This is a genomic window from Paraburkholderia ultramafica (assembly GCF_902859915.1).
Classification (GTDB): Bacteria; Pseudomonadota; Gammaproteobacteria; order Burkholderiales; family Burkholderiaceae; genus Paraburkholderia; species Paraburkholderia ultramafica.
The window spans coordinates 1-26,641 of record NZ_CADIKK010000041.1; the positions used below are offsets into that span (position 1 = coordinate 1).

General features: G+C 62.0%; 23 protein-coding genes, 2 tRNA genes and 1 pseudogene. 17 read left to right on the forward strand and 9 right to left on the reverse strand.

What is annotated here, in order from left to right; genetic code table 11:
• Nucleotides 1–35: 35 nt before the first annotated feature.
• From HV744_RS30805 to HV744_RS30825, 5 genes are all read left to right on the forward strand, one after another.
• Nucleotides 36–111 (forward strand) — tRNA-Gly (locus HV744_RS30805).
• A gap of 104 nt (nucleotides 112–215) precedes the next feature.
• Nucleotides 216–289 (forward strand) — tRNA-Cys (locus HV744_RS30810).
• 166 nt (nucleotides 290–455) lie between these two features.
• Nucleotides 456–605, forward strand: coding sequence for a hypothetical protein (locus HV744_RS30815; RefSeq protein WP_175153114.1), 150 nt, complete (start codon nucleotides 456–458; stop codon nucleotides 603–605).
• A 221-nt stretch (nucleotides 606–826) separates the two neighbouring features.
• Nucleotides 827–1,576 (forward strand): TraB/GumN family protein, encoded by a 750-nt coding sequence (locus HV744_RS30820; RefSeq protein ID WP_175153115.1) that lies wholly within the window; start codon nucleotides 827–829, stop codon nucleotides 1,574–1,576.
• 243 nt (nucleotides 1,577–1,819) lie between these two features.
• The gene (locus tag HV744_RS30825) at nucleotides 1,820–2,320 is read left to right on the forward strand and encodes a GNAT family N-acetyltransferase (RefSeq protein ID WP_175153116.1); all 501 of its coding nucleotides are present in this window, start codon (nucleotides 1,820–1,822) and stop codon (nucleotides 2,318–2,320) included.
• A 71-nt stretch (nucleotides 2,321–2,391) separates the two neighbouring features.
• Here HV744_RS30825 and HV744_RS30830 read toward each other — a convergent pair whose 3' ends face one another.
• From HV744_RS30830 to HV744_RS30840, 3 genes are read right to left on the reverse strand one after another with little or no spacing between them, the layout of a single operon-like run.
• Nucleotides 2,392–3,282, reverse strand: coding sequence for a cytochrome c oxidase assembly protein (locus HV744_RS30830; protein WP_175153117.1), 891 nt, complete (start codon nucleotides 3,280–3,282; stop codon nucleotides 2,392–2,394).
• Nucleotides 3,283–3,291: 9 nt separating this feature from the next.
• Nucleotides 3,292–3,753, reverse strand: coding sequence for a copper chaperone PCu(A)C (locus HV744_RS30835; RefSeq protein WP_175153118.1), 462 nt, complete (start codon nucleotides 3,751–3,753; stop codon nucleotides 3,292–3,294).
• 18 nt (nucleotides 3,754–3,771) lie between these two features.
• Nucleotides 3,772–4,467: an SCO family protein gene (locus tag HV744_RS30840; protein ID WP_425497889.1), complete on the reverse strand. Its 696-nt coding sequence runs from the start codon at nucleotides 4,465–4,467 to the stop codon at nucleotides 3,772–3,774.
• A 360-nt stretch (nucleotides 4,468–4,827) separates the two neighbouring features.
• Between HV744_RS30840 and otsB the strand changes: the two genes are divergently transcribed.
• Together otsB and otsA are read left to right on the forward strand one after the other, a co-directional pair.
• Complete coding sequence (gene otsB / locus HV744_RS30845; RefSeq protein ID WP_175153119.1) at nucleotides 4,828–5,577, forward strand: trehalose-phosphatase; 750 nt, start codon at nucleotides 4,828–4,830, stop codon at nucleotides 5,575–5,577.
• Between the two features lie 55 nt (nucleotides 5,578–5,632).
• Nucleotides 5,633–7,093, forward strand: a complete 1,461-nt coding sequence (gene otsA / locus HV744_RS30850; protein WP_175153120.1) for an alpha,alpha-trehalose-phosphate synthase (UDP-forming) — start codon at nucleotides 5,633–5,635, stop codon at nucleotides 7,091–7,093.
• Nucleotides 7,094–7,215: 122 nt separating this feature from the next.
• On the opposite strand, the gene HV744_RS30855 is transcribed toward otsA, so the two are convergent.
• The gene (locus tag HV744_RS30855) at nucleotides 7,216–9,051 is read right to left on the reverse strand and encodes an ABC transporter ATP-binding protein (protein ID WP_175153121.1); all 1,836 of its coding nucleotides are present in this window, start codon (nucleotides 9,049–9,051) and stop codon (nucleotides 7,216–7,218) included.
• Between the two features lie 698 nt (nucleotides 9,052–9,749).
• On the opposite strand from HV744_RS30855, the gene HV744_RS30860 reads away from it, so the two are divergent.
• The 3 genes from HV744_RS30860 to HV744_RS30870 all read left to right on the forward strand — a co-directional run bounded on the left by HV744_RS30860 (nucleotide 9,750) and on the right by HV744_RS30870 (nucleotide 12,527).
• Complete coding sequence (locus HV744_RS30860) at nucleotides 9,750–10,814, forward strand: glycosyltransferase family 4 protein (RefSeq protein WP_175153122.1); 1,065 nt, start codon at nucleotides 9,750–9,752, stop codon at nucleotides 10,812–10,814.
• Between the two features lie 241 nt (nucleotides 10,815–11,055).
• Nucleotides 11,056–11,910 (forward strand): hypothetical protein, encoded by an 855-nt coding sequence (locus tag HV744_RS30865; protein ID WP_175153123.1) that lies wholly within the window; start codon nucleotides 11,056–11,058, stop codon nucleotides 11,908–11,910.
• 152 nt (nucleotides 11,911–12,062) lie between these two features.
• A complete protein-coding gene (locus HV744_RS30870; RefSeq protein WP_175153124.1) occupies nucleotides 12,063–12,527 on the forward strand; it encodes a DUF2214 family protein in 465 nt (154 codons plus the stop codon).
• A 26-nt stretch (nucleotides 12,528–12,553) separates the two neighbouring features.
• On the opposite strand, the gene HV744_RS30875 is transcribed toward HV744_RS30870, so the two are convergent.
• Both HV744_RS30875 and HV744_RS30880 read right to left on the reverse strand, forming a co-directional pair.
• Nucleotides 12,554–14,431, reverse strand: coding sequence for an ABC transporter ATP-binding protein (locus HV744_RS30875; RefSeq protein ID WP_175153125.1), 1,878 nt, complete (start codon nucleotides 14,429–14,431; stop codon nucleotides 12,554–12,556).
• A gap of 722 nt (nucleotides 14,432–15,153) precedes the next feature.
• Complete coding sequence (locus tag HV744_RS30880) at nucleotides 15,154–15,750, reverse strand: hypothetical protein (protein ID WP_175153126.1); 597 nt, start codon at nucleotides 15,748–15,750, stop codon at nucleotides 15,154–15,156.
• Between the two features lie 471 nt (nucleotides 15,751–16,221).
• Here HV744_RS30880 and HV744_RS30885 point away from each other — a divergent pair, with 471 nt between their 5' ends.
• The 5 genes and pseudogenes from HV744_RS30885 to HV744_RS30900 all read left to right on the forward strand — a co-directional run.
• Nucleotides 16,222–17,202, forward strand: a complete 981-nt coding sequence (locus HV744_RS30885) for a hypothetical protein (protein ID WP_175153127.1) — start codon at nucleotides 16,222–16,224, stop codon at nucleotides 17,200–17,202.
• 305 nt (nucleotides 17,203–17,507) lie between these two features.
• On the forward strand, nucleotides 17,508–18,935 hold the full coding sequence (gene pilV / locus HV744_RS30890) for a shufflon system plasmid conjugative transfer pilus tip adhesin PilV (protein ID WP_175153128.1): 1,428 nt from the start codon (nucleotides 17,508–17,510) through the stop codon (nucleotides 18,933–18,935).
• Nucleotides 18,936–19,392: 457 nt separating this feature from the next.
• Nucleotides 19,393–20,367 carry a site-specific integrase gene (locus HV744_RS30895; protein WP_175153129.1) on the forward strand — a complete coding sequence of 325 codons (975 nt, stop codon included), beginning with the start codon at nucleotides 19,393–19,395 and terminating at the stop codon, nucleotides 20,365–20,367.
• 284 nt (nucleotides 20,368–20,651) lie between these two features.
• The gene (locus HV744_RS38335) at nucleotides 20,652–20,816 is read left to right on the forward strand and encodes a hypothetical protein (RefSeq protein WP_343056479.1); all 165 of its coding nucleotides are present in this window, start codon (nucleotides 20,652–20,654) and stop codon (nucleotides 20,814–20,816) included.
• A 12-nt stretch (nucleotides 20,817–20,828) separates the two neighbouring features.
• Nucleotides 20,829–21,236 (forward strand): annotated as a pseudogene (locus HV744_RS30900) (3'-5' exonuclease); the annotation flags it as partial.
• Nucleotides 21,237–21,647: 411 nt separating this feature from the next.
• Here the strand turns inward: HV744_RS30900 and HV744_RS30905 are convergent.
• The 3 genes from HV744_RS30905 to HV744_RS30915 are packed head-to-tail and all read right to left on the reverse strand — an operon-like array spanning nucleotide 21,648 to nucleotide 24,950.
• Nucleotides 21,648–22,547, reverse strand: a complete 900-nt coding sequence (locus tag HV744_RS30905; protein WP_175153130.1) for a plasmid partitioning protein RepB C-terminal domain-containing protein — start codon at nucleotides 22,545–22,547, stop codon at nucleotides 21,648–21,650.
• On the reverse strand, nucleotides 22,544–23,458 hold the full coding sequence (locus tag HV744_RS30910) for a ParB/RepB/Spo0J family partition protein (protein ID WP_175153131.1): 915 nt from the start codon (nucleotides 23,456–23,458) through the stop codon (nucleotides 22,544–22,546). The genes HV744_RS30905 and HV744_RS30910 overlap by 4 nt, the downstream gene beginning before the upstream one ends.
• Nucleotides 23,451–24,950: a recombinase family protein gene (locus HV744_RS30915; protein ID WP_175153163.1), complete on the reverse strand. Its 1,500-nt coding sequence runs from the start codon at nucleotides 24,948–24,950 to the stop codon at nucleotides 23,451–23,453. The genes HV744_RS30910 and HV744_RS30915 overlap by 8 nt, the downstream gene beginning before the upstream one ends.
• A gap of 192 nt (nucleotides 24,951–25,142) precedes the next feature.
• Here HV744_RS30915 and HV744_RS30920 point away from each other — a divergent pair, with 192 nt between their 5' ends.
• Nucleotides 25,143–25,493 (forward strand): helix-turn-helix domain-containing protein, encoded by a 351-nt coding sequence (locus HV744_RS30920; RefSeq protein WP_175153132.1) that lies wholly within the window; start codon nucleotides 25,143–25,145, stop codon nucleotides 25,491–25,493.
• A gap of 886 nt (nucleotides 25,494–26,379) precedes the next feature.
• Nucleotides 26,380–26,640 (forward strand): hypothetical protein, encoded by a 261-nt coding sequence (locus HV744_RS30925; RefSeq protein ID WP_175153133.1) that lies wholly within the window; start codon nucleotides 26,380–26,382, stop codon nucleotides 26,638–26,640.
• Nucleotide 26,641 lies beyond the last annotated feature (1 nt).

The following is a 26,641-nucleotide window of genomic DNA, read 5'->3' on the forward strand; positions in this document are numbered from 1 at the left end:
GTTGCAGTAAATAAGGCAGTAGTTAGCAGCACGATGCGGGAGTAGCTCAGTTGGTAGAGCGCAACCTTGCCAAGGTTGAGGTCGCGAGTTCGAGCCTCGTCTCCCGCTCCATACATAAGGGGAAGCAGCGCTTCCCTTTTTGTTTGATGGGCCGGTCGTTCCGATCGTCCACCAGACAAAACTGCGAGCCTGCAGCCAGGTTCCAGTCCGCTTGCGGCGCGATAGCAAAGCGGTTATGCAGCGGCCTGCAAAGCCGTTTAGGCCGGTTCGACTCCGGCTCGCGCCTCCAGTAGTTGATGTAAAGAAAAGCCCCGACTTGTCGGGGCTTTTCTTTTTTCCGCAGCTACTTCAAGATTCGCTGCACATGCGCATCCAGGATATCCATCGCCGTTCGTTCCACCTGCGCGTGGATCTACGTACTCTGTCTTGGCGCCGCCACGTGGACGCATCTGCAAATGGTGTTAGCTCACAGCCTCGGATGGGACTACGGTGGCGTCGCGCCGCTCACGCGAATCTACCGGAGCCCGCTGCTCTTCATCGATCCGCTGACCGCTCTGCTGCTGCTGGTCATGCCGCGAGCAGGGCTGATACTCTGCTCGCCGTGATTGTGACGGATGTGGCGCACAATTCCCGGTTCGCGCTGCATCAGCCGATTCGGATGGAACTGTATCTTTCGCAGATCGTCTTTCTACTGTTCGTCGCGTTCACGGTGCGGACCGCATGGCGTGGAGCCATGAACCGGCGCGCCGTGCCGCGCGTTATCGATTGAATTGCAGAACAGCGCGCGCGCTTTTTTTGCGCGATTGGCTGTTCATACCGAGGCCGCATGTACCTACAACTCACCGGCACGAACGTGCGCCTGCTCGGCTCGATGCATCTGTTTCCCGCGACGAGCCGCAGAACCCCGCCATGGGTCGCCGAAGCTTATGAGTGGGCCGAAGCGCTGGTCTTCGAATCCGATCCGCCGGCCATCCTGCCGTTTCTGAAGACCGACGCTCAGCGCGGCGCCGTTCAATTGCAACCGTTTCTGTCCGCCGACGCATGGGCGCAACTCCGGGCTCTGTGGCCTGTCGAGGGCCCATTGGCGCCGCTCGACGAACTGCGTCCGTGGGCAGCGCTGATCGTCGCGCCGACGCTGCTCCAGCAGGCCGTCGAAGGAGTCGAGCCGCGCATGCTGCGCTCGGCGAGCGCGCAAGCCAAACCCTATCGCTATCTCGAGACCGCGCAGGACGTGGCGGCGGCGCTCGAATCGATTCCGCTGGAGGCCGTCGGCGCGGCGCTCGGCTTGCTGATGGCCGATCACGACGAGCCGCAGCGCACGCTCGAACGGATGCACGCGGCCTGGCTGGAGGGCGATCTGCAAGCGGTGCAACAGATCGCCGTCGAGTCGCCGATGTTCAACCTGCCGGGCATCCGCCACGCCGTTCTCGATGCGCGCAATCGCGCATGGGCCGCGCGTTTGCAGGAGTTGCCCGAACAGCGCGAGCGGACGCTGGTAGTTGTCGGCGCGCTGCATCTGTGCGGCCCCGGCAATTTGATCGAGTGCCTTGCGCGGCCTGTCGAAGTGGTCTCTTAGGCACGCAGCGGCTCGGCTGCCAACGTGCGGCCGCATCCGTGAGATTCTGTGTGACGCGTGTGGCGACAACCCGAAGCACAGCGTGGCTATCAGATCCGCTATAGCGTGGGTCAGACGCCCTTTGATCCGGCCCGCCACGCATCGCGGCTGATGCGTGGCATGGCTTCATAGCTTAAGGCCGCCACGCGCGGCATAATTGCGGCTCGTTGCCCGCATAGTGGCGCCCCTTTTCTGAAAGCACTGATGACTGAATCGCAGCAAACCGCCGCCACGCGGCTCGCCCAACTCGAATGGCGTTGGAAAACCTTCGCGGACCTCACGAGCATCGAAGTCTATGAGATGCTGGCCGCGCGCAGCGCGGTGTTCGTCGTCGAGCAGAACTGCGTGTATGGCGATATCGACGGGCTCGATATGCAGGCCTGGCATCTGTCTGCCTATGGCCCTGGCATCGACGGAGCGCTGCCGCAACTGGCGGGTTATCTGCGTGTGCTGCTGCCGGATGCTGCCGACACCGACGTGCGTATCGGACGCGTGTTGACCATGGCGCAATTCCGCGGTCTCGGTCTGGGCAATGCGATGCTCGAACGCTCGCTCACGCATATCCGCGCGCAATGGCCCGCTACGCCGATCCGTCTGCACGCACAGGCGCATCTGCAAGGCTTCTATGGCGCATTCGGGTTTGCGCCGGTCTCGGAGATCCATGACGAGGACGGCATCCCGCATGTGTGGATGCGTTCGGCCTGAGCTTGTCATCGAGCCTCGGCGCCTATGCGCCGGCGCGCTTCATTCAAGTGCTTCGCTTCAATCGGCCGCCATCAGCGCTGGCCGCGCGCCGGTGCTGACGCTGACGCGCTATGCGCCAACCCGCGCGCCGTCTTCGCGCGCCGTTCAGCGCGCAGGCGTCCGCGAGCCGACAGCCGCATCCAGTGACGCAGCGCGATCAGCGCGCCGATCACGCTCATCATCGAACCCGGAATCCACAGCAGCAGCCCGCCGATCTGCTGATCGCGCATCGGGCTGAGCCACGTGAACGCACGGCCGCAGATCGAGTAGATCGGATACAGCTCGTGCGGCGTAAAAAAGATGAACGCGCCGAGGATGATCTGCGGCGGAATCGCGGCGATCACCACCAGCACGCGCTTGCCCGGCGACAAACGCGCCGGCGGCGCCGGCCGCGGATCGAGCACGAGCCACCAGAACAGCAGGCCGTCGATCACCATGCTCCAGTTCATCACGCGATAAAGCCGCCAGTCGAGCATCGCGACGAAATGGATCGGCGACATCAGCCAGAAGTAAATCAGCCCGACGAACAACGTGACCGCGACAACTGGGTGCATCACCACGTCGAGCAGCTTGCGGACCACCGGCGTCTCCAGCGCGGGCCGTACGAAGCGCTGCCGCCAGCTGAACGGAATACCGGCGCGCAACGCCGCGCCCGGATACGACAGCACGATGAAGAACGGCCCGAGGTGATGCAGCACCAGATGCTGCAAGCGATGCATGAAGAACTCATGCTCAAAGAAATAATCGAGCCGCGTATGCAGCACGACATACAACGCCACCAGCCCGAACCAGAACGAGAGGCGCCGCGCGAGCGACACTTGCGCCTTGCGCGCGCCGCGCGCGAACAGGATCGCCGGCACCAGCAGCGCGATCACGACGGTCGGCGAGAACTCCCAGGGATCGAGCCAGTAGAGCAGATTCATCGCGGCACGTTACTTGGTCTGGGCCGGCGACTTGACGACAAACGGCGTATCGAGCGTTTCGCCGTCGGAGAACTTCAACGTCAGATGGACGGTGTCGCCCGGTGCGACCTTGTGCTTCGCGTCTTCGAGCATCACGTGATAGCCGCCCGGAGAGATCGATACCTGACCGTGCGCGGGCACCGTCAGCTTGTCGACCATCACCATCTTTTGCGACGAACCGTTCGACACGGTCTGATGCAGCATCGCGTCGCCGTAGTCGTTGCTCGAAATATCGACGAGGTCGACCGGCTTGTCGCTCGCGTTCACCAGCGTTGCATAGCCGGCGGCGGGCAGATTGTTCGGCAGCCAGCGGACCCACGCGTCCTTGACGCTGATCGCGTTGGCGCCGGCGGCATGCGCGGCCGCAGCGAATCCGAACGAGAGGACGAGGGCGCAGCTCAGTGAAGCGAACGTTTTTTTCTTGATCAACATGAATGGACTCGGGAAAGGTCAGGAGCGGTCATCAATGATACGGCGCAGGTCTTGCGCGATCGTATCGGGAGTGTCGTGATCGGTGGCCAGCAGGCGCGCGTGGCCCTGGCTGTCGAACACGTAGACGGCGGAACTGTGAGTGACTTCGTAATTGCCGCCGGGGTCGCGCTTTTCCATCTGATACGCCACGCGATAACGCTTGGCGAGCGACTCGATCTGCCAGTCGGTGCCGGTCAGCCCTTCGGCGTGCTGCGAGTCGAACGCGCCGACGTAATCGTGCAACGCTTGCGGCGTGTCGCGCGCGGGATCGACAGTGATGAACAGGATACGCACCTTCTGCGCGTCAGGGCCGAGCTTGCCGAGCACCTGCATCAGCCGGCCCATCGTCTCAGGACAGACGTCCGGGCAATGCGTATAGCCGAAGTAGACGAGCGAGGTGCGGCCTTTGAACGAATCGCCGTTGACGGGACGGCCGTCGTCGCCGGTCAGCGTGAAATCGAGGTCCGGCAGATGGCCGGTCACATTGGCCAACTGCCACGGCTCGGCGCGATGCGTGCAGCCGGCGAGCGCGGTCAGTGCGCCTATCATCACAGTCAGCGCGAACCGGCGCGAGGACCACCGCCGGCGCGGTGCGGCGAGCGGCGGCTGCGGGTGTCGGGATGAGATGGTCGGGAACAAAGCAGGGTTCAATGACTCGATTGAAGAGCGGCGCATCACGGCGCCAATGAATGGCGCCGCTGGATTCCGCCTGATTCTCGTGCGGCGCGTGGTCCACTAGATAGTGTGCAAATATGGCGCCAACGGCAATCGTCTGCGTGGCAGCGACTGTAGCGCAAAATCGCCGGCGACGCCGCGCAGCGCCCACGGCGCGCGGTTTGCGAGGCAATTTGACGCAGCCGGGCGAAAGCTGGCCGAAGCCGGATTGTTCCCTTTTTGAACGCAATCGTCGCAAGGCGGGGCGCGTGGCACCCGGCGGGGCTTGAGTCCCGGCTTACTTGCTCGAAAAATTGACGGATGCGCGGTAAGATGCGCACACTTTTCCGGCCGCAGAAGGCTGAAAGGCGAACCCAGGCGATGCAAGCACTTCCGGCTGTTCTGTCTCCGAGCGAGACGGCATTTTTCTTCGATTTCGACGGTACGCTCGTCGAACTCGCGCCCACGCCGGACGGCGTGCTGGTGCAACCGCGCGTGATCGAGCTGCTGACCGGGTTGCGCAACCTGACGAACGGCGCGGTCGCGATCGTGTCGGGCCGCGGCATCGACAGCATCGACGCTTTCCTCGGCATGCCCGATTTGCCGATTGCCGGTTTGCACGGCGCCGAGCGGCGCGATGCGAACGGCGACACGCAGCGCATCGGCTTCCATGACGAGCGGCTCTTGCGTATGGAGCAGGTGCTCGCGCAGGTCGTCAACGAACACCCCGGCATGCTGCTCGAGATCAAGGGCGCGGCGCTCGCGCTGCACTATCGGAATGCGCCGGACCGCGAGCCGGTTGCGCGCGAGGCGACCCAGCGGCTGGTGGCCGACTACCCCGGCTCGTACGTGCTGCAGCCCGGCAAGATGGTCTACGAGATCAAGCCAAAGGATGTCGACAAGGGCCGCGCGATGCGCGCGTTCCTCGACGAGCCGCCGTTCGTCGGCCGCCAGCCGGTGTTTGCCGGCGACGATCTGACCGACGAGAAAGGCTTCGCCGTCGTCAACGAGCGCGGCGGCCTGTCGATCAAGGTCGGCGCGGGCGAGACGATGGCGCACACGCGCATCGAATCGGTCCCGGCGCTGCTCGACTGGCTGGAATCGATAGTCGCGGCGGCGCGCGCAGCATGATGCCGGCGCCGCATCGCTCAACGCTAACAACGTACTGCATCGGGAATCCCGCTTCATGAGCCGACTGATCATCGTATCGAACCGGGTGGCGCCCATCTCGGAGGGCGGCCCGGCGGCGGGCGGTCTGGCGGTCGGCGTGTATGACGCGCTGAAGGAAACCGGCGGCATGTGGTTCGGCTGGAGCGGCGACGTGCTCAGCTCGGGCCAGCCGCAGATCAAGGTCGAGGAGCGCGGTCCGGTGACCTTCGCGACCGTTGCGCTGATGCGCCGCGACTACGACCAGTACTATCGCGGCTTCTCGAACGCCACGCTGTGGCCGGCGTTCCACTATCGCGCCGACCTGCTGCAATACGACCGGCACGACTTCGAGGGCTACTGCCGCGTCAATGCGTGGCTCGCGCAACAACTCGTGCCGCTGCTGCGCGAAGACGATGTGATCTGGGTTCACGACTATCACCTGATTCCATTCGCGCAAGCGCTGCGCGCGGCCGGCGTGAAGAACCGCATCGGCTTCTTTCTGCATATTCCGTTTCCGGCTTCGCAGGTGCTGCTCGCGGTGCCGCCGCATCGCGAACTGGTCGAGGCGCTGTGTTCGTTCGATCTGCTCGGCTTCCAGACCGCGCCGGACCTGCGCGCGTTCTGCGATTACGTCGTCAATGAGGCGAATGGCTCGGTCGACGCGTCGGCCAGCGGCCCGCTGACTGTCCACGCGTTCGGCCGCACATTGCGCGCGGCGGCTTATCCGATCGGCGTCTATCCGGACGAGATCGCCGAACTCGCGAAAGCCGGCGAGCGCGGCAAGCCGGTGCGCACGATGAAGGCGACGCTGCATTCGCGCAAGCTGATCATGAGCGTGGACCGCCTCGATTATTCAAAGGGACTGGTCGAACGTTTTCGCGCGTTCGAGCGCCTGCTCGAGCACTCGGCCGCGCAACGCAACAAGGTGTCGTTCCTGCAGATCGCGCCGCCGACGCGCGCCGACATGCACGCGTACCAGGACATCCGTTTGCAGCTTGAAGGGGAGTCGGGGCGCATCAATGGACGCTTCGCCGAACTGGACTGGACGCCGATCCTCTACATCCACAAGCAGTACGAGCGCTCGGTGCTGGCCGCGTTGTTTCGCACCGCGCACGTCGGTTACGTGACGCCGTTGCGCGACGGGATGAACCTCGTCGCCAAGGAGTACGTATCGGCGCAGGATCCGGAGAATCCGGGCGTGCTGGTGCTGTCGCGCTTTGCCGGCGCGGCGCAGGAACTGGAGGGGGCACTGATCGTCAATCCGGTCGACATCGACGGCATGGCCGAGGCGCTCGCCACGGCGCTCGCGATGCCGCTCGCGGAGCGCCAGGCGCGCTATCGCGACATGATGGTGCAGTTGCGCGAGAACAATGTGTCGGTGTGGCGCGATAACTTCATGCGCGATTTGCAGAGCGTCGCTGGTGTAAAGAGCACCAGAAGCGCGAAGGGGCGTGCCGCAGCGGGCAAGCGGGTGGTGCGCGAAAGCCTCGCTGGGTAGGTGCTGTCGGTTGAGGCTCTTTGGGGCCGTCTGCTTCGGGTTTGCAAAATGAAAAAGCCGCTCTCTTTGAACTGAGCGGCTTTTTTACTGGCTGGTCATTCACTCACAGCGCGGCGGGTTGCTCAGACCACGTGCTGTTCGTCGACTTTCTTGCCGCCGATGTGCAGCGTGGTGGCCTTGCCATACTGCTTCGCGAGCAGGTCGCGATACAGGCCCGGGCGCTGGCGCAACTCTTCCGGGCTGCCGTCGTCAATGACCTTGCCGGCGCTCATCACGATGATCCGGTCGAAGTTGTTCAGCGTCGACAGCCGGTGCGCGATCGCGATCACTGTGCGGCCGACCATCAGCCGGTCGAGCGCCTTCTGGATCGCTTCTTCCGACGCGCTGTCGAGCGCCGAGGTGGCTTCGTCGAGCAGCAGGATCGGCGCGTTCTTCAGGATGGCCCGCGCAATCGCGATCCGCTGACGCTGACCGCCGGACAGCTTCACCCCGCGGTCGCCGACGATCGTGTCGAAGCCTTCCGGCATCGCCTCGATAAAGTCGGAGCAACGCGCTTCGCGAGCGGCCGCGATCACTTCTTCACGGCTCGCTTCGGGGCGGCCATAAGCGATGTTCTCGTACACCGTGCGGTGGAACAGCGAGATATCCTGCGGCACCAGCGCAATCGTATGGCGCAGGCTGTCCTGGGTGATCGCGGCAATGTCCTCGCCGTCGATCTTGATCGCGCCGCCCTGGGTGTCGTAGAAGCGCTGCAGCAGCGCCAGCACGGTGGATTTGCCCGCGCCCGACTTGCCGATCAGGCCGACTCGCTGGCCGGGTTCGATATGCAGGTCGAAGTGATCGAGAATCGCCCGGCGGCGCGGGTACGCGAACGTCACGCCTTCGAAATCGACCCGGCCGCCTTGCGGCACGAGTTCGGTCGCGCCGTCGCGGTCCGGCATGCCGTGCGGTTCGAGCAGTGTGCGCACGGCCTCCGCGAGCCGCGCGACGTGCTGCGTGACATCGACCAGCGCGACGGCCAGGTCGCGCGTGCCGTGCAGAATCGTGAAGCCGAGTGAGCTGACGAGCACGATGTCGCCCGAGGTCGCCTTGCCTTGATCCCACAGCCACAGCGCCCAGCCCAGCAAGCCCGCCGACAGCAGGGCGGTGATCACCGCGTGCAGCAGGCGCAGCTTCTCGAGATACAGCAGGCTCTGCTGGCGCGCATCCATTTCCGCCTTGACCGTCGCGCCGAAACGCTGCTGCTCGCGAAACGTCATGCCGAACGCGCGCACCAGACCCATGTTGCTGATCACGTCGACCAGTTCGCCGTCCACCGACGCCGCCTTGGTGGCGAAATGGTGATGGCGCGCCGAGCCGCGCCCGGCGAGCTTGTACAGCACGACCGACAGAATCGCCGAGCACAGCATCAGGCCGCCGGCCATCAACGGATTCACCGCGGTGATCATGACGATTGCGCCGAGCACCGCGATGCAGGGCGGCAGCACGTTCCAGGCGGTGGTGTTTTCGGCGGTGTAAACGGCGTTTGAGGTCGCGGTGATCCGGCTCGCGAGCATGCCGGGCTGCTTCTCGGCGTAATAGCTCGGCGAGTGTCCGCTCAGATACTGGAACAGGTCGCGCCGCAGGTCGCCGGTCACGGCGACGAACGTATGCGCGGCGACCCAGCCGCCGACCCGCCACAGCAGGTTGTCCGCGGCAATCAGGCCGACCAGGATGGCGAACGCCCCCCACAGCGGACCGGGGTGATGCCGGCCTTCACCGAGCACGTCGATCAGATGCTTGATTGCATATTGCGAAGCGAGCGCACAGCCCACGGCCGCAAACACGCTGCACAGCACGGTCGCATGCGCGAGCGGATGGCGGCGGATAAAGCGGAAAAGGAACGCAAGCGGCCGGTGCGCATAGCTCGCGAGCTTTGCGTTCTGGGCGTTACGCTGGGCGATGGTTAAGTGTTCCAATTGATCGTGAAGTCGATGTATTTCAGGTTGTGCGTGCAAAGCGCAGACCACACGGAAGTGGGTTCGCCGCGAAGCCGATGCTTCGCATTGTAAACATGCAAAAGCGATTGCGCCCTGTGTATCCGGGCATTGACGCGACTGATTTCGCGATAGACCTCCGCGCTCTGCAGTTGCTCGACCCGTCGCTGGGCCGGTGGTTCACGCAGGTTGCGGACAATTTCGAGATATAATTACAGATTGCATTCAAACGCGCCGCGGCAATTCTTCAACGCCTGCCGGCACAGTTGACGCAGGAGCTTACAGACGCCGCACTGGCGGTCGCTGCCGAAAGCCAGTTGCCACTGTAGAACTGTCTTATAAAACAATGGTTTGCAAAGTGTTTCGCGTTTGTAACAACGTAAAGACTTTGAAATGTTGTGGTGCAGCGAGATTTCCGGCATCGATAATGCGTGCTCTGCAGAGCCCACGGAAATATCTGACAGTTTGTCAACGTAGGTGTCACATGCGCGTTTACTACTCGCGCATGCGCAGACGGTGATCAGCCGGTCTGGGCTCACTACCCAAGCGATCCATCGCAGGATTTCTCGAAAGAATCAGGCCCGCGCCGGCATGTCCGGCCAGACTGCCCTGGCGAGCAAGCGAGTCGCTTTTACCCAACGCAGTACTTTTGCCTGATTTTTTACTAGGAGTTCTCCATTATGCGAATCGCTCAAATCGCTCCGTTGCACGAGGCGGTTCCTCCCAAGCTGTATGGTGGTACGGAACGCGTGGTGTCCTATCTGACTGAAGCGCTGGTCGAACAGGGCCACGACGTCACGCTTTTTGCGAGCGGCGATTCGCAAACCTCGGCGAAACTCGAAGCCTTCTGGCCGCAGGCGCTGCGCCTCGACCCGACGATCCGCGACGTGATGGCGCCGCACATGCTGCTGCTCGAAGAAGTGCGCCGCCGCGCGGACGAATTCGACGTGCTGCATTTCCACATCGACTACTACCCGTTCTCGCTGTTCGCGCGCCAGCCGGTGCCGTTCGTGACGACGCTGCACGGCCGTCTCGATCTGCCGGAACTGCAGCCGATCTTCAACACGTTCAGCGACGTGCCGGTGGTGTCGATTTCGGACAACCAGCGCGTCCCGCTGCAACAGGCGAACTGGCTGCAAACCGTTTATCACGGCCTGCCGGAAAACGTGCTCACGCCGATCAAGGACGTCGAGCCGGGCTACCTCGCATTCCTTGGACGCGTCTCGCCGGAGAAGGGTCTCGACCGTGCGATCCGTATCGCCGGCCAGGCAGGCATGAAGCTCAAGGTCGCCGCCAAAATCGACAAGGCCGATCGTGCCTATTACGAAGAAGTGATCAAGCCGCTGATGGCGCTCCCGCACGTCGAATACATTGGCGAAATCGGCGAAGCCGAAAAGCGTGAGTTCCTCGGCAACGCGCATGCACTGGTGTTCCCGATCGACTGGCCGGAGCCCTTCGGTCTGGTGATGATCGAAGCGATGGCTTGCGGTACGCCGGTGATCGCGTTCAACCGCGGTTCGGTGCCGGAAGTGATCGAAAACGGCGTGTCGGGTTTTGTCGTCGAAGACGAAATCAGCGCGGTTGCCGCCGTGAAGCGTCTGCACACGCTGCCGCGCGCCAACGTGCGCAAGGCGTTCGAGTCGCGCTTCTCATCGAAGGTGATGGCGAAGAACTACGTCGCGACCTACGAAGAACTGCTGCGTCAGAAGCACCGCACCGTGCTGCGTGAAGTCAACGCGAGCTGATTGGCGGCAGGTCAGGCAGTCAGGTGGGATGAAGGAGCGCTTTCGGGCGCTCGCCAGCGCCACCAGCAACGCCCCGTGAGCAACCCGCTCACGGGGCGTTGTTGCATGCGCGCCGCGTTTTTTGTAGTGAGTGGCCGAAAGTGTGGATTTCGGACCGGTAAGAATGAGCCACTCTCGGTAATATCCCTATAATGGCCCTGCCGCAAATCTGGCTGCGGCGCGCCGACGACAGGAGGATGCCTTGGCGAGAACGAAGGAGACGCGTGCGAATGCCGCGCCTGGCGCCGGAACGATTTTCGCGTTGCGCGCCATCGGTCTCGTGCTTGTCGCTCGCTGGCTTTTTTCGATGGCGCAGATGGATCTGGCCGCTGCGCTGTCGGCGATGGTGTCGTCGCCATGGGCGTGCATCAACCTGGTTTTCCTGTTCCTGCTGATCTTCCTGCCGGGCGCGCGTGCCGTGGCCGAGCGTCCGTTTCATCCGCTGCCGCAATGGCTGCGCCAGGCGTTGCGTCTGTTCGCTTTTCTTGGGCTCCTGTTTGCGGTCTGGTCGGTCGGCGCATTTGTGGCGAGCGCCGGTTGGCGGCGCGCCGTGCAAGCGGTGGCGGCCACCAACGGCTGGCTGCTGGCCGCGCCGCTCCTGTACGCGGCCGTCGTGTGGATCTGCCGGCCGCGTCCGCTGTGGCGGACCAACATTGCCGCGCGGCGCTTTGCGATCGGCCGTTATGCGGTCGCGCTCGATCCGGCCACGCGCACCGTGATCGTATGGGCCGAGCGCCGCAAGGTAGGGCAGTACGACGCGCGTGAATTGTCCGTGCGCTGGGCCGCCGGGCAGGACCTCCGGGCCACGCCGACGCCCACCCCCGCGGTCGCGTTCGGCGCGCTAGGCGAGCCGGGTGCAACGGCTGCTCCGCTGGGTTCGGTCGCGGCCCCGGCGCTCGCGCGCGGCACATTGGGCCGCCGTCCGAAAGTCGAATTGCTGTGGGATTCGCCGGCCGCCGCGGGCCACAATCGGCAAACCGTCTTTCGCGCCACGCTGATGACCGAAGGCGATCGGGTCGCCGCCCGTGCGCTTGACACAACTCTGCGGCAAGTCTGAAGCTGCATGCTTTGTGCAGTCGACCACACCGTGTGGCCGATGAGCACGTCGTAAATCGAGCCTTGGCTGATAATGAAGTGATGGTGCCCGACCCTTCAGCCCGGGTAAGTAGGACATACATCGATCGTGTCGCGTCTTTTGCAGGAGTCGCTATGCTGGTTCGCTGGTTGCTTGCCGCCCTTCATCTGCTCGCTTACGGTTTTGCGCTCGCGTCGATTCTCCGGCGCACGTGGGCGCTGCGCCGCGCCTCCGTGCCTGCCGCGCTGCGCTCGCTATTTCGCGCGGATACCCGGTGGGGCATTTCCGCACTGGTGCTGATCGTCACAGGCTTGATGCGCGTGTTCGGCAGCTACGAGAAGGGCGCGGACTACTATCTGCATGAGCCGCTCTTCCACGTCAAGATGACGCTGCTCGTGCTGATTCTGATCCTCGAAATCCCGTCGATGCTCGCGCTGATGCGCTGGCGCGCGTCGGTCCGTAAAGGCGTGCCGCCGAATCTGAAAAATGCGCGTTCATATGCGCGCTACAGTGTGATCCAGACGGTGTTGCTGGTTCTGATGGTGTTTGCGGCAACGGGGATGGCGCGCGGCATCGGGTTGCCGGCCGGCGTGGTGTAGTCGCGAGCCCACACGTTCGCTGCGATTTACTTTCCCACTACCAGGCTCGAGTCATCCATCCTGTTCGCGTTGGTGCCGGCAGTCTCGCGCATGAAGTCCGATTCGCCGAGGCCCTTGACGAGCTCCAGCGCCTGACGTTCGAACAAGCGTCGGTACAGGCCGTTCTCGCGCCGGATCAGCGCGTCGTGACTGCCTTCCTCGATGACCTTGCCCTTGTCCAGCACCAGCAACCTGTCCAGCGCGCGCACGGTGGACAGGCGGTGCGCGACCACCAGCGTCGTGCGGCCCATCATCAGCCGTTCCATCGCTTGCTGGATCAGCACTTCGCTTTCGCTGTCGAGGCTCGATGTGGCTTCGTCGAGAATCAGGATCGGAGCGTCGGCGAGGAATGCCCGCGCGATCGCGACGCGCTGACGTTCGCCGCCCGAGAGCTTGACGCCGCGCTCGCCGACCAGCGTGTCGTAGCCATTGGGCAGCGCGGTGATGAAGCCGTGCGCGCTCGCGAGCCTCGCGGCGCGCTCGATCTCGGCGCGGCTCGCGCCGGGCCGCGCATAGGCGATGTTCTCGGCGAGCGAGCGGTGAAACAGCACCGGCTCCTGCTGAACGATCGCGATCTGGCTGCGCAACGACGCTTGCCGCACATGAGCGATGTCCTGACCGTCGATCGTGATCCGGCCTCCGGAAATGTCATACAGGCGCTGGATCAGCTTGATGAAGGTCGTCTTTCCCGAACCCGAATGCCCGACCAGCCCGATGCGCTCGCCCGGCGCGATGCGCACGGAGAAGTGGTCGTAGAGCGGTTGGCTATGCGCGCCGTAGTGGAAAGTGACGTGCTCGAAGCGGATTTCGCCCTGGCCGATCGTGATCGGACCCGCGCCGGGATGGTCCTCGATGCCGAGCGCTTGGCTTTCCAATGACACCAGCTCTTCCATGTCGTTGACCGAGCGTTGCAGGTTGCGGATGTGCATGCCGACATCACGCAAATAGCCTTGCAGCATGAAGAACATCGTCAGCGCGAAAGTGATGTCGCCGACACTGGCCTCGCCCCGCACCCACAACAGCAGCGCCGTACCGAGAATGGCGGCCTGGATCGCCACCATCATGCCACCCTGAACGCCGCCGTTGATCGTGCCGCGGACCCACGTGCGGCGCGTCCGGTGACGCCACTTGCCGATCACGCGCTGCAGTAGCGCTTCCTCGCGTTCCTCGGCGCCGAAAGCCTTCACCACGCCGTTGCAGCTGACCGCGTCGGCGAGCGCGCCACCCATGCGCGTGTCCCATGCGTTCGCGAGGCGCGCGGCCGGCGCGACGAAGCCGAGCGACATCGCCACGGTCACCGCGAGATACAGCACCGAGCCGATCCCGACGACCGCGCCCATCATCGGCCAGCGCCAGCCGAGCAACGCCGTCGCGCCGACCAGCATGGCCAGCGACGGGAGCAGCGCGATCAGCAGCGTGTCGTTGAGCAGGTCGAGCGCCCACATGCCGCGCGTGATCTTGCGCACCGTAGAGCCGGCAAAGCTGTTGGCGTGCCAATCGGTCGAAAAGCGTTGCACGCGATGAAACGCGTTCGCGGCGATCTCGCTCATCATCTTCAGCGTGAGCTTGATGATGTTGAAGTACACACCCTGGCGAAGCAGTGTGGCGCCGAGGCCGAGCGCGGCCAGCACGCCGAAGGCCGTGAGCGCCGCATGCCAGCCGGCGTGATCGGCGGCCGGGCCGGACGCGATCGCGTCGACGAGGCGTCCGGCGAACATCGGCGTGAGCACATCCGCCAATGCCGAGAGCAGCACCAGCGCCGCGATGACGACGATGCGCCACGGCTGTTGCGCCCAGTGACGGAAGGTGAAGCCGAGGACATCCTTGAAGGACTGTCCGCGAAAGTCGAGTTTTTTGTTAGCCATTTGCAACGACCCGGCGACGCACGAACGCGCCGAGGTTCCAGTCAGAAGCGAAAGGATGAAACAGTCAAAGCGTGCCGGACTGCACTGGCAATGGGGCTATGAACTGTCTGGGATTTGCGCGTCCCGCCTGTCTGGACGGACGCGCATAAGCGACGATCTGACGACTTTTAAGGTCGTGAGAGCGCTCGCGCGACCAGCCGGGGGAGAGCGAAATGCACTGCGAACATGTGACGCCTCCCTGTTGGTCGAATGAGGTGGAGAAGATGGGCGGAGCGAATGCACCGAGAGCCGACTATATCAGCAGTATCCGGCGGTCGCAATCGTACGAATTCTCGCTGTTGACGCGACGAAACTCGATGAGGAAATCGCGCCGCGATATGTCCGTTGGCTTTTATTCATTGCCGCTGCGAAATGGGGCGGATAGTTGCAGTGCGTCGCGCTTTTCGAATGAGACGTGCGCTGGACTCAAAGTTCTCCAGCCGGGCTTCGAAAAACGAGGACGTCGAAACCGCGCGCGGAAAATAGAAAAGGGCTTACGCATTGCTGCGTAAGCCCTTTAATCTTCGGTGATTGACACACCAAAATTCTGGTGGGTAGTACTGGGATCGAACCAGTGACCCCTGCCGTGTGAATCGGAATTGGTGCCTTTACCGTAAGCTGAGGTTAGCAAAAATTGGCTTTCTGGACAATAGCTTACGTTAGCAGGCGTTCGCTCGGAGTAGTTAGTCCGAGCATGCCTCGCGTGGCGAATTTGTGGCATTGAGCCATGTGATCGCCGACTGCCTGGCCTCGGGGGCGCACGCGGCTGGTCGCGTGATGCCGACCTTCGCTTTGAGCATCAACTCACCCTCGATCTCAGCTAGCTCGACGTCGACCGCCTCGTGAAACGCGGCTTCGCACACGGGCTTCGCACCGCGACGTTTCAGTAGGCGACGCAACGCCGAGGAGGTCGCTTCTAATTCAAGCGCCGCCTGCAGCATCGAAGCGGCTTGGCCTGAAGTCAGCCAGCCGTGAACCCAGGCATTTGCAAGTGCTCGCCGGTAGTCATTCAACGCCATCGGAGCCGGGGCGTCCGGGGACATCCAACGGCGCATCACCCGCTCTTCCTTGAAATTTCCGCCGCTGCCTGACCCAAACAGTGCATGGGAGAACTCCCGCATTGCGATGCCGGGCTCGTTGCAATCGCGGCAAGGATACTGTCCGAGGGGAATCGCCAGTTCGCCACCTGACCAGCAGCCGCAGTCGGCGACGCCGGATTTTCGGCACGCCATCTGGCGAATATGCCGCAACGTCGACGAGGTTGCCTCGGCGGGTTGCATCGCTCTTGCCTTTTGCACCCCGCGTTTCTTCCAGTCCTGCAATACCTTCCTAAGCGCCCAGTTTCTCACGATCTGCCTGACTGTCGGATTTTTGTCCTCCCTAGTTTCTGCACTCGTGAATCACAGTGCGAACGTGAGCTGCAGAACTTTGGAGATAGCTAATGGAAGCACAGCAGAGAGACTACGCGTTAGCGTCGCGCGTGTCACGCCTCGAGGACGACGTTCTGATCGGCGTGGCCGAGGTGGCGGCTTTTACCGGCTTTGCCGAAATCACGATTCGGCAAAAGCGAATCAAAGGCTTCCCAGCCCCCTTGACGGGTCTAAACCGGCTCAGGTGGCGGGTGGGGGACATCAGGGAGTGGTTGCGAGCCGGCGCGCGGACGCAACGCACTGAGCCGGTAGTGGGGAATCCAAGCCCGCGGACGGGGCGACGCCGGATGCCTGTCGTCGTCAGCTAACTCGAGCTAGGTGATGACTGAAACCCGGCTCACCCACCTCGTCGCCCAGCTGCTGGGAAATCGCGAGGTCATTCCTTTTTCGCCAGCGATCGCGCGTGCAATCGGTGATGTGGAGGCGACCGTCTTTCTTTGCCAGGCCTGCTATTGGCAGTCCCTGATTGGACCATCCAAATGGTTCTTCAAATTGCGCGACGCACAGCGAGATCCCGACGGTCGCTTGCTGCCACCGCTCGACGGTACGCGGCAAAGCTGGGAATGGGAGACGGCTTTATCACGCACGAGGCAAGAGTCAGCAAGGCGGCGTCTGAAGGAGCTTGGCCTGCTCGAAGAGGCTTTGAAAGGGGTGCCTGCGAGGATGTACTACCGAGTGAACCTTGACCGCCTGACGGAGTTCTTGCTGCAAAACCACCAGTTGGCAGGATTCCCGCCAACTGGATGGCAGATTCCGGACCAGCTTGATGGCAGAGTTCGTGCCGGCCAGATGGGAGGGAGCGCGCCGGCTAATACAGAGACTACTTCAAAGATTACGCACACAACTACCACGTCGGCGCGCTCTTCGGGCGGTCGCAGTAAGGGTACGAAGCTCGGATCCGTGGGTGTTCAATCGGCGAACGATTACACGCCGGCAGCTTGTCCGCCGAGGAGGGTGGTAGTGGTGGTGGATAAATGGGCGGAGCCTTACAGAGAAGTCCTGCTGGAAGCGCTGTCGCAATCGCAGTTGGATAGCGCGGCTGCTCAGGAGATAGCCGACGAGTTTTCTGGTGCATTGGAAGCTGCATCCCTTAGAAAGCGCCGCGGAATCGCGGACAACCGCGCTTGGCTAGACCACATGGTTGGGCTCCACAAGAACGGCAAGTTTCGCCCGAACTTCTGTCACGGCGTGCGGGCAAGACGGGAGCGCGCGATGGCGATTGATAGGGAAGCTGCTCCGCCTCCTACGGCGTCGAACGTCGCGAGAGAGAAATTGGCGCACGTGCGTAGTCTGATTAAGTGATCGGGACTCCACCGAAATGACGGGTAATTCAATTGCAACTGCGATGCGATCGACGATGACCACCGGGGTGCTCCAGTGTTTTCTTCTTCACCATGGGGCAAGCCGCTACGCGGCGCGTCAGGCCCGTAGGGCTCGGCCGCGGGGAGCTGGTGGGCGGGTGCGGCACCCCGGCCGCTCGGCCGGGGCTGTCCACGCCCTTGCGGTGTGGGCAGCGCAGCCGTCCACCGGCGGTCGCGAGCGCACCAGCGCCCTGTCCTTCACGACGCTTTTGTGCCCGCTCGCGGGTGCGTAACGAGATACCCACCATGACTATGAAATCGACATCGGGCGTTGTTCGCCAGAGAGGCGCCATCACGTTCGTTGAAACACTGGGTGTTCTTATCGTCGCAAGCCTCGTTATGCCCGCAGTTTGGGGTTGGCTCTCGGACGATGCGGACAACAAGATAAATCAGGTGACGGCCGACCATGATAAGCAGGTCGTTCGGGCTGCTGAGCAATATATCAAAGATAACTATGCTGTTGTGCTCGCAAGTGCGAGCGCCGCCACGCCGGCGACGATCACGGTGCCTATGTTGCAAAGTCAGTATCCACAGCTCTTTGCGTCCGGCTTCTCCGCCAAGAATCCGTACCAGCAGACCGTAACGGTTCAGGCCTACCAGACGACGCCGGGCTCCCTCGACACGCTGATTGTGACCTCGGGCGGGCAGGCCATCAGCGAGCGCAACATGCGAAAGATTTCGCAACTCGTTGGCGGCGCCGGCGGCTACATCTCGTCGACCAACCCCAATGCAGCCGTCGGGACGTATGGTGCGTGGGGACCGATGACTATCCCAAGCTCGCCGGGCGCGGGACACATGGTCTATTCGTTGATGTTCCAGAACGGCTCGCTCGTCAGCGACTATCTGTATCGCAAGGTGGTTCCGGGCCATCCCGAACTGAACCAGATGAACACCGCCATCGACATGGGAGGGAACAACGTCAACAACGCGGCCACCGTCAACGCGCAGAAAGTAGTATTGCCACCCGGTAACAACTTGCAGATTGGGAACAGTGGTTTCTACGGCGACAACAGCGGGAATTCCGCGCTATACCAGGACGGCCGCCTCTTTGTACAGCACCACGACGGCTCCGCAGCTGACGTGGCTATCGTAGGGAACATCAATTCTGTAGGAACCGTCACTGCGAACGGAGCAATGGTGAATGGCACGACTAACATGAATGGGGACGCCAACATCGGCGGGGCACTGCGGGCGACGGGAACGGGATATTACGACACGGCGCCGAACAGCAATCTTTTTTTGAAACCATGGAACCCGGGCGGGGAAGTGGTCGTTGGCGGCGGCGGCGGTGACGGTCGTCTACACGCAACAGGCCGCATCCAAGGAGATGAATACATTCAAGTGAACGGAGCGGCGACCGCCGGCGCTCCATGTGGCGGAAGCACATTGATCGGGAGTTCTGGCAGTGGGCCACTGTTTTGTCAATCTGGCGTGTGGAAGCCTGCAGGCGGTGGGACGTTGTATCTCAGCGGCTACATCCTTCCACCGAATTCAACGACCGACCTCGGGGTCCATATGTACTGTGCTACCGCCGACGGTGGGGGTAACTCATACGGCGGGACAGGGTTGAATGCTTATGCTGGCACCAACGCCTATGGAAGCAAGATGTGGGATTTTCTGGGAATGAACTACGGTTCTAACGGCCCGGTGATCTTCTGCCTCGACCAACAATGATTATCGTCTCGCAACAAGGTACGAGGATGATCGCTCCATCACAAGTTGCCCGACTCCTAGCTCGAGGCGGCGTCTGGGCCACATGTGACCCATTTCTGTTCGCGGCAAGAGATGATTGGGTCACATGTGACCCAATCGCGGCAGCTGCCGCGTACACAGCGGAGCAACAGGTGACTCAATTTGGTGGCATAGCACCGATCTTCGCGCCACATGTGACCCAATTGGGCGAAATCCTCAAAGCAAATACGCAACATGTGACTCTGTTTCGTCGTCGCGGATTTGCCCTGCGCGCCAAATGTGGCCCATTTGTTTGTTTTCCAAGTAGAGAATCCTGCGCCATCCGAGTCACATGTGACGCAATCGAGCAACCACAGACGTTAACTTGGCGCTCGGCGGAGCTCCGCAGGAGCGAAGGCGGAACGCCAAGTAACGTACGGACACCAAGAGAATAAATCTGATGACCAGCACTAGAACTCCGAAAACAGAAATGGCGTATGCGATCAAGGCTATGCAAATCCGTTCGCGAGCTGCTCGTGATCTCGGCTACTTTTCACACTTTTCGATGCCGCCAATGACCATTGTCGACCACCTGATCGGACGTAAGCCAACGATCGCAAAGAACACCTGGAAGCAATACAAGAACGCTCTCCGTAGCCATTTTCAGGGGCTCGCCAACGAATCAAACGAATCCGTCGCAGTCGAAGAACTGCAGGCCGCCATTGCCGCGCTTGACTCGGAGCCATCGACCGGCTCGCTCAAGTACGGCACCCGAACTTCGGCGACCAAACAGAAACACTTCAAGCAAACGGATCTGGATAAGTTCGTCGACTACCTGGCCGGCAACGTAGGCCGGCACAAGTTCGCGAACGCCCTTCGTACCTGGCTGCTGGCCGCCCAGTTGACCGGACTGCGCCCCAGCGAATGGGAGTCCGCCGGCCTGACAGAGATTGCCGGTCTACCGTGCCTGACGCTACGCAACGGGAAAGCGACGAATGGTCGGGCGAACGGAGAGTTCCGGACGCTCGACCTGTCGAAAGCAACGGCGGCCGATATGGAGGTATTACTGGAGATGTTCGCGATGCTGGAGGGACACCTGAGTGAGATGCGGTTCGACGAGCTGCAAACATCCCTCACCCACTATATGAAGCGAGCGACAAGAGCCTGCTTCGGCCGCCGCAAGAAATACCCGACGCTCTACTCGCTTCGGCATCAGTTTGCTGCGGACGCTAAGCTCGCCGGCCACACGAAGGAAGAGGTGGCTGCAATTCTGGGCCATGCGACTGATGAGACCGCCGGCAGGCACTACTCTCGTGCGGTAAGCGGTCAATCGGCCGTTCGCGTGCAGCCCGTCGATTCTGAAGTTCGCCGGGTCCGAGCTAAAGCTCGTCCGTATCCGTACGGTCCACGACGTTCCCGTACATTTGCTCTCTAATGCTTGGAGACGAAAATGCAACGATACATCCTTCACCTAGCATTCATAGGTTCCATTTGCACATTCGCCCAGGCAGCGCCTCTGGCCGACAATCCATGTGGCGTGCCTGACGCGGAGGCGCTTGCACGCCAGCCGGTCTGCACCGACCTTAGCTGTGTTCCGTCCAGGAACGTCCAATCCGAGCGGGCGATCGGGGCATCGAAATGCGAGTTTGAGCGGTTACAGCCGCCTGCGCTCGGCCTCGCCCCACCCGCGCAGGTCTCGGGCCACTTGTGAGCTAAAAATTGAACAACATCCTAGTAGTGGATCTGGAAGCAACGTGTTCGGATGATGAGGCGATCACGCCCGAGAACATGGAAACGATCGAGATCGGTGCTTGCTGGGTAGGCGTCGACGGCACCGTGGTCGACCGCTTTCAGTCATTCGTCCGCCCGATCTTAAATCCGTAGCTCACCGCGTTTTGCACCCGCCTGACGGGTATTACTCAGGCTGACGTGGACGCTGCACCGTTGTTTCCGGCCGCTGCCGACGAATTGCACCATTTCGTCGAGCGCTACCAGCAGTCCGGTTCAATCTGGACAAGCTGGGGCACGTATGACTGCAAGCAGCTCGAGCGCGACAGCACTCGCCATAGCGTCACTCCGCCGATCAAGCTCCCGCATGAGAACGCCAAGCGGTTATTTGCCAAGGGACAGCGAATCGGCAAAGAGGTTGGACTGAAGAAGTCCTGCGAGCTGGCGGGCCTTGCGCTCGAAGGCACGCATCACCGAGCACTTCATGATGCGTTGAATGTGGCTCGTCTGCTGCCGTGGGTGTTCGGAGAGCAGCGGCTCAAGAGGCTCGGCGAGGGGACATCCAACGCCCCATAGACTTTCACCTTCAGCGTGCACGAACACCCGAACACCCGCATGCGTCACTGCATCAACGTCAAAACCCGCTCGCCGCGTGGCACTGTCCGGGGGCTGTGTTGCATCCCCCGGACATGCCGGGAGCGTTGGGCCTAGTTCCGCGCGTCAAGGGTGGCTCTTTGAGCCACGGGCTGGCGCCCGCTGCGCCCTTGACCCACGGACCAAGGCGAGGGTCAAGAATAATTCATCGGCCTGCCATGAGCTGGCTACGGTATCGATCAGAGCCGCTTCCGCTGTTGATCTCGTGCGATTTGTGCCTCCTCCAAGCGTCTGCCGAATGCGGAATGCAGCGCCAGGAGGTTCGCCGAGCGAAGGCGCCACGCTCGACTTCTTGCCTAGGGCCCTCTCCATCGCTCCGCGAAGAACGCTGCCTCATTCTCGCTCGGTGACGCGATTGTCGGCGGCAATCGCGTCCATTGTCGAAACAAGGCTGGCGAGCAGATCGCCGTGGTGGCGCCTCAGGTGCCCTTGGATGTTCTCGTTGCGAAGCAGGCGCGCCATGAAGCTTTTGGCGACGACCAAGGACAGCATCGTGTCGCCGATCTCGTCTTCGACAGCTTGGCAGTCTTGCCGCAGCCGCTCCATTTCGCTTTCCATTTTCGCGAGGTCTTCCGGCGAGATTTCATTTTTCTTTTTGGGCTTCGCCCCATCGACCAGCGCCTCGACTCGCGTGGCGACCAGAATCATCTCCGCGTAAGTCGCCGTGAACTTGTTGGCCGCGACCATCATTTCGGCGGCTTCGATCTGCCGATATGGCTTCATCTTCTTCAAGACCGAAAAGACCTTCGGGGCGGCCTGCCGGTTTTTGAGGATCGAGGCGGCCTCGGGCGCGACGCCGTCCAGCAAAGTCGCCCGCTCTCGAATGCTCCGGACATCCATTCGTAGGACCTCGGCGATTCGCTTCTCCGACGCGCCCTTGGCCAGCGCGGCGCGGATCATCTTGTGCTCTTGAACGGCCGACAGGCGAGTGATGTGCCGGTTGAACGTGAAGCCTTCGTCGTCGGTCGAGACCATGCAGGGTGCGGTCTCCCGGCTTAGCTCTTTGAGCGCCTCAAGTCGCAGCCTCCCGTCGAGCAGCTCGTAGTCGCCTAGCCGTCGAGGGGAGCGGAACACCGCGAGCGGCTCGATCACGCCCAACTCCGCGATGGAGCCGAGGATGGTTTTGTATTTCGAGGTCGCCAGGGCGCCTTTGGTCAACTGGGAGTCCGCGATGATCCGCTCAAGGGGAATCTCGACGACCTGTGCCTCAAATCCGTGTCTGACGTTGCTCATGGCATAAGCTCCGGTGGAATGCGAGAAGCGACCGCCTCGGGAATGTCCTTGACGCCCTCGGCGCGCAAGAGCGTCCTGAAATGCTCGTCGGCAAGAAAGCGCCTGAGAGCGGAGGTGATCAGCAGCAGCCTCTGCTCTTGCAGATTGGCGTTCTGCACGACCATCTTCTGGCGGCGGACCTCGTTCTTATAAGTCCGCAGCAGTTTCTGCGGGGTTGGCTTTTCTCGAGGCGCCGGGCGGCCGTGCATTTTTTTGCCCGACACTTCCCGTTTGCTGAGGATCCTCCGCACGCGCAGCAATTGGTCTCCGTTCAGCGTCTTGGACTCGTAGGCGGCGACCATCGCGACTTGGACCTCCTCGGTCGGCGCGCGGGCGACTTCGACGGCGAGCCACAGCGGCATAACGCGCTTTTCAACCGCCTGTATCAGCCGTTGCTCGCCCTTCTCCAACAATTGCAAGATCCCATTGATGTAGGTGTCGTCCAGGTTGGTTTTCTTGGCGATCTCCTCCGTTGTGTAGCCCTTCGCGCGAAGAACCTGCAGGCCGCTCAAAAGCTCGGCGGTCGAATGTCGTCGCCGCGCAATGTTCTCGGTCAGCGTGATGAGGTAGCGGTCGATCTCGTTGGCTTCGACAATCGAGCAAGGAATCAGCGTCTCGCCCAGCGCTTTGAGCGCTTCGAGGCGCCCCTGCCCGCACAACACCTCGTGCCACTCGCCCTCGGCGTCGCATCCGCCATGTGCGACCGTGATGGGCCGCTTGAGCCCGACCGACGCGATGTTCTCGACGAGCTGCGAAAAGAAATACGGATTGCGCGTCCGGGGGTTCAGCACTCGAAGCCGCTCAACCGGAATCAAGGTGATATGCTCGCTGCGCGAAAGCGCGGAAACGATCTTGTCGACGCGGTCATTCATAGCTGACTCCCTTCAGTGGGACCCGGCGCGCCAAATGGCAAAGCATGCCGAGATCTTCGTAGCGGTAAGCCTCGAATCCAAAGTCGTTGTGGTCGCCCAAGCGGACGATGTCCGACGAGACGTCGATGGCCGGCAACAGGTAGTAGTCGCGGATCGACTTCGCGTCCAGCTCCATTCGAACCGCGACGGTGATGTCAGGCCGAAGCGCGTTGTCGAAGCGGATGATCCAGCGATTCGAGCCGGCCTCGGTCGGACGGCAACGGGACAGGGCCAGTGACACCTTGAACTCTTCGTTGACCCAGAGCAGCCCGGACACGGTGTCTCTCTCCACCCGCGCTCCGGCCTCGGCCATCGCCCGCTCTGCGAGCGAGACGACCTCGGGGTGGAGCTCCCGCAGACGGCGATTGATCTCAACGTAACGATAATCGCGAGCGGGCGTGTAGCCGATCAGGTCGTATGTTCGAAGCAGGCTGCCGAAGCGGCTCGTGTAGGCGCTGCTCGAAGGGCAGCCGAGCGCCTCGTCGATGACGATCCCGGAAAGATAGCCGTAGCGCAGCAGCAGCTTGCGCAACGCGTCCAGCATGTCGGCGTCGGTCAGGCGGTAGGAACGGGCGAGAATAATTTGGCGAGCGGCCTCGAAAATGATTCGATCGACGATCGGCTCAAACGCGTTGTCCGCGCGAATCCATGAGGCCGGCGGATTTCGGACGCGCTCTTGTTTGAGCTTGAACGACACGCGGTTCCAAACGTTGTCCCCGACATATTTGTCGTTGATGAGGATCTGGTGAACGGTTCCCCGAGTCCACAGGGTGTCGCGATCCGTGAGGACGCCGGCCTCGTTCAGGGCCGCGGCGATTTCCGTCTCGGAGCGCCCCTCCTCGACAAACTGGCGATAGATGCCTCTCACGATCGCCAGTTCGTCGGCCGGCCCTGGAATGAGGATGACCCGGTCCGTCTGGATGGCCTTGTGTTCTCCGCGGCTCAGTTCGCCTTTGACGACGCCAGACTGGTCCACGCGGACACGGCGCAAGCCGTAGCCGGCCGGCCCGCCTTGGCGAAAGCCGTTGCGGATGTGCCGGCATTGCCCAGCGTGTACTTTCACGCTGAGCTCCCGGCTGTATTCGCCCGCCATCGTCCGCTTGACGCTCTTGATGATGCTCGAAACCGGGCTGCCGTCGTTCTCGAATTGCTCTGCGCAGTAGAGCACCCTCACGCCCACATGCTTGCATCGAATCTCGTAGCTCGCGCTCTCGTCCGGGTCTTGGAAGCGGCCCCACCGGCTGACGTCATAGACGAGGATAACGGAAAAATCTGCGGCTCCCGATTCCACGTCCCGCAGCAAGGCTTTGAGGGAGTCGCGCCCGTCAAGGCGCAGGCCGCTTTTGCCCTCATCCGCATAGACGCGCACGACGTCTAGGTTTCTGCTTTCGGCAAACGCCAGAATGACGTCTTTCTGATTTTCGGTTGAGTATTGTTGGTGCTCCGTCGACATTCGCACATACGCCGCCGCGCGGCCTCGGCCGCCGGTGTCTTGCGGGGCTTTGTTGCGCGATGCTCGTTCCACCCTGCCTCCCGTGAACCGCGAGGGGTCGGCTATTTTTGCTGGATGCTCCTGTGGAGGGGAGACAGGCCGGTCCCGTTTCGTTGCTTGCGTTGAGGGAATATAGTTTTGGAGGCGCGAAAAATGTTGCCGACAACACGCAAGAAATTGCGCGGGAAGAAAGAAGAAATCGGCGCGGAATATCCCTTGGCGATAGCCATGGCGCTCAAAGAAGAGCTCGGCGGCTCCCGTCAGACAATCAAAAAGCTCGCCCGCTGGACAGGAGCGAGTGAACGAACGGTCCAGAATTGGCTGGGCGGCGTGCGCGGCCCGAGCGGCCCGCATTTGGTGGCATTGGCGAAGCATTCCCCGGCCGTTCACTTCGCCTACCTGTCCATGACCGGCAGAGCGGACGGGCCGACGTCAGACGTCAATGCGTCCGTAGCGCTTCTGCGGGAGGCGCTCGCCCTGCTGACCGCCTGTCGCCTTTCCTAGTTGTTGCGTCGAAGGAAGCGATGGCTAGCGGCTAGGCTCGGTTGAGCCCGGCCGCGCTGAACAGGGTTTGATCTGCCGTGGCGATGGATAAGCTTGCGGGGGCGGCCGCGAGCGCCTCGCCTTTATGGGTTGTTGGCGTTCAACACCATGTTGACGGATCCGGCAAATACGATTTCAACGAAGTCGCCGTTGAGCCCGCGGTCGCGCGCGTAGGCCCCGCAATTGACATTCGTGCGCCCTCCGCTAGGCAGGTCCCGAAGGACCTTGTCGAACTGCTCCGTTGCCGCGTCAGTCAACAAGCCCTGAAAAACCGAACGTCGTCGACGTTTTGTAGCGCATCCTTTGCGGATTACCCGAGGTTGAGCGCGCGAGTTGGGAGGCGCCTATAACGCAACGATGATCTGTGCCCGGCTGGTTCTTGAGGTGCAGCTCGGGCTCGACTTGCCGCATCTGGTCGGCGCATCCCGTGCCACCATCCAGAACGTAGCCGGCTATTCGAGCAACCGGCCTCATTCCGGAATATTGCCGCCCAGCAATGAAAGGTGAAAACCTTTGGGGATCGCATCGCACGCACATCGCATCAGAATCCTAAAAGCATCACTTTCGTTGTTATATCAATAGATGTAGAATATGTAACATATTGATTTAACAGCATATTTCGTTAGCGTATAACGAAATTATTGACGAAATCCCCATAAGCTTTCACCTTTAAAAAGACGCGATGCCGATAACATCTGATAAAGCCAACTATTCGAGGACCGTCCGTTGGTTGCTACGAACTGGATTAGCTTATGTCGTCCTGCTCGCTGTCTCGCTTTGGCTCCCTCTCGGCCTCCACCGAATCATCATGCGACGGCGGGATTGGTGGCACTGGCCTGCCGCTTGCGTGGCGCTCGCTGCCGGCGCGGCGGGCTGGATCGCGACGGGCCGGCATGGGGTCGGCGTCGTCGCCCTGCTGGGCGGTGGAGCGTGGTGGTTCTCTCTTCTGGTCACGGATCTCTGCACCCTGTGGAGCTGGCGCTGGCCGTTCCAATCGAGTCCGAGCGAATACCTCGGCGCACTCGATCAGCGGCTGAACCTCAAAACCAATGCATCGATCTTCGTCATCGTCGCCGTGGCTATGCTGTTCCTCGCGCGCGTTGCTTGAT

What these genes read in the sequence shown, in the direction of transcription:
- HV744_RS30815 (WP_175153114.1), top strand. Translation starts at nt 456, where the DNA reads ATGGTGTTAGCTCACAGCCTCGGATGGGACTACGGTGGCGTCGCGCCG.
- HV744_RS30820 (WP_175153115.1), top strand. Translation starts at nt 827, where the DNA reads ATGTACCTACAACTCACCGGCACGAACGTGCGCCTGCTCGGCTCGATG.
- HV744_RS30825 (WP_175153116.1), top strand. Translation starts at nt 1,820, where the DNA reads ATGACTGAATCGCAGCAAACCGCCGCCACGCGGCTCGCCCAACTCGAA.
- HV744_RS30830 (WP_175153117.1), bottom strand. Translation starts at nt 3,282, where the DNA reads ATGAATCTGCTCTACTGGCTCGATCCCTGGGAGTTCTCGCCGACCGTC.
- HV744_RS30835 (WP_175153118.1), bottom strand. Translation starts at nt 3,753, where the DNA reads ATGTTGATCAAGAAAAAAACGTTCGCTTCACTGAGCTGCGCCCTCGTC.
- HV744_RS30840 (WP_425497889.1), bottom strand. Translation starts at nt 4,467, where the DNA reads ATGCGCCGCTCTTCAATCGAGTCATTGAACCCTGCTTTGTTCCCGACC.
- otsB (WP_175153119.1), top strand. Translation starts at nt 4,828, where the DNA reads ATGCAAGCACTTCCGGCTGTTCTGTCTCCGAGCGAGACGGCATTTTTC.
- otsA (WP_175153120.1), top strand. Translation starts at nt 5,633, where the DNA reads ATGAGCCGACTGATCATCGTATCGAACCGGGTGGCGCCCATCTCGGAG.
- HV744_RS30860 (WP_175153122.1), top strand. Translation starts at nt 9,750, where the DNA reads ATGCGAATCGCTCAAATCGCTCCGTTGCACGAGGCGGTTCCTCCCAAG.
- HV744_RS30870 (WP_175153124.1), top strand. Translation starts at nt 12,063, where the DNA reads ATGCTGGTTCGCTGGTTGCTTGCCGCCCTTCATCTGCTCGCTTACGGT.
- HV744_RS30875 (WP_175153125.1), bottom strand. Translation starts at nt 14,431, where the DNA reads ATGGCTAACAAAAAACTCGACTTTCGCGGACAGTCCTTCAAGGATGTC.
- HV744_RS30880 (WP_175153126.1), bottom strand. Translation starts at nt 15,750, where the DNA reads ATGCAACCCGCCGAGGCAACCTCGTCGACGTTGCGGCATATTCGCCAG.
- HV744_RS30885 (WP_175153127.1), top strand. Translation starts at nt 16,222, where the DNA reads ATGACTGAAACCCGGCTCACCCACCTCGTCGCCCAGCTGCTGGGAAAT.
- pilV (WP_175153128.1), top strand. Translation starts at nt 17,508, where the DNA reads ATGACTATGAAATCGACATCGGGCGTTGTTCGCCAGAGAGGCGCCATC.
- HV744_RS30895 (WP_175153129.1), top strand. Translation starts at nt 19,393, where the DNA reads ATGACCAGCACTAGAACTCCGAAAACAGAAATGGCGTATGCGATCAAG.
- HV744_RS30905 (WP_175153130.1), bottom strand. Translation starts at nt 22,547, where the DNA reads ATGAGCAACGTCAGACACGGATTTGAGGCACAGGTCGTCGAGATTCCC.
- HV744_RS30910 (WP_175153131.1), bottom strand. Translation starts at nt 23,458, where the DNA reads ATGAATGACCGCGTCGACAAGATCGTTTCCGCGCTTTCGCGCAGCGAG.
- HV744_RS30915 (WP_175153163.1), bottom strand. Translation starts at nt 24,950, where the DNA reads ATGTCGACGGAGCACCAACAATACTCAACCGAAAATCAGAAAGACGTC.
- HV744_RS30920 (WP_175153132.1), top strand. Translation starts at nt 25,143, where the DNA reads ATGTTGCCGACAACACGCAAGAAATTGCGCGGGAAGAAAGAAGAAATC.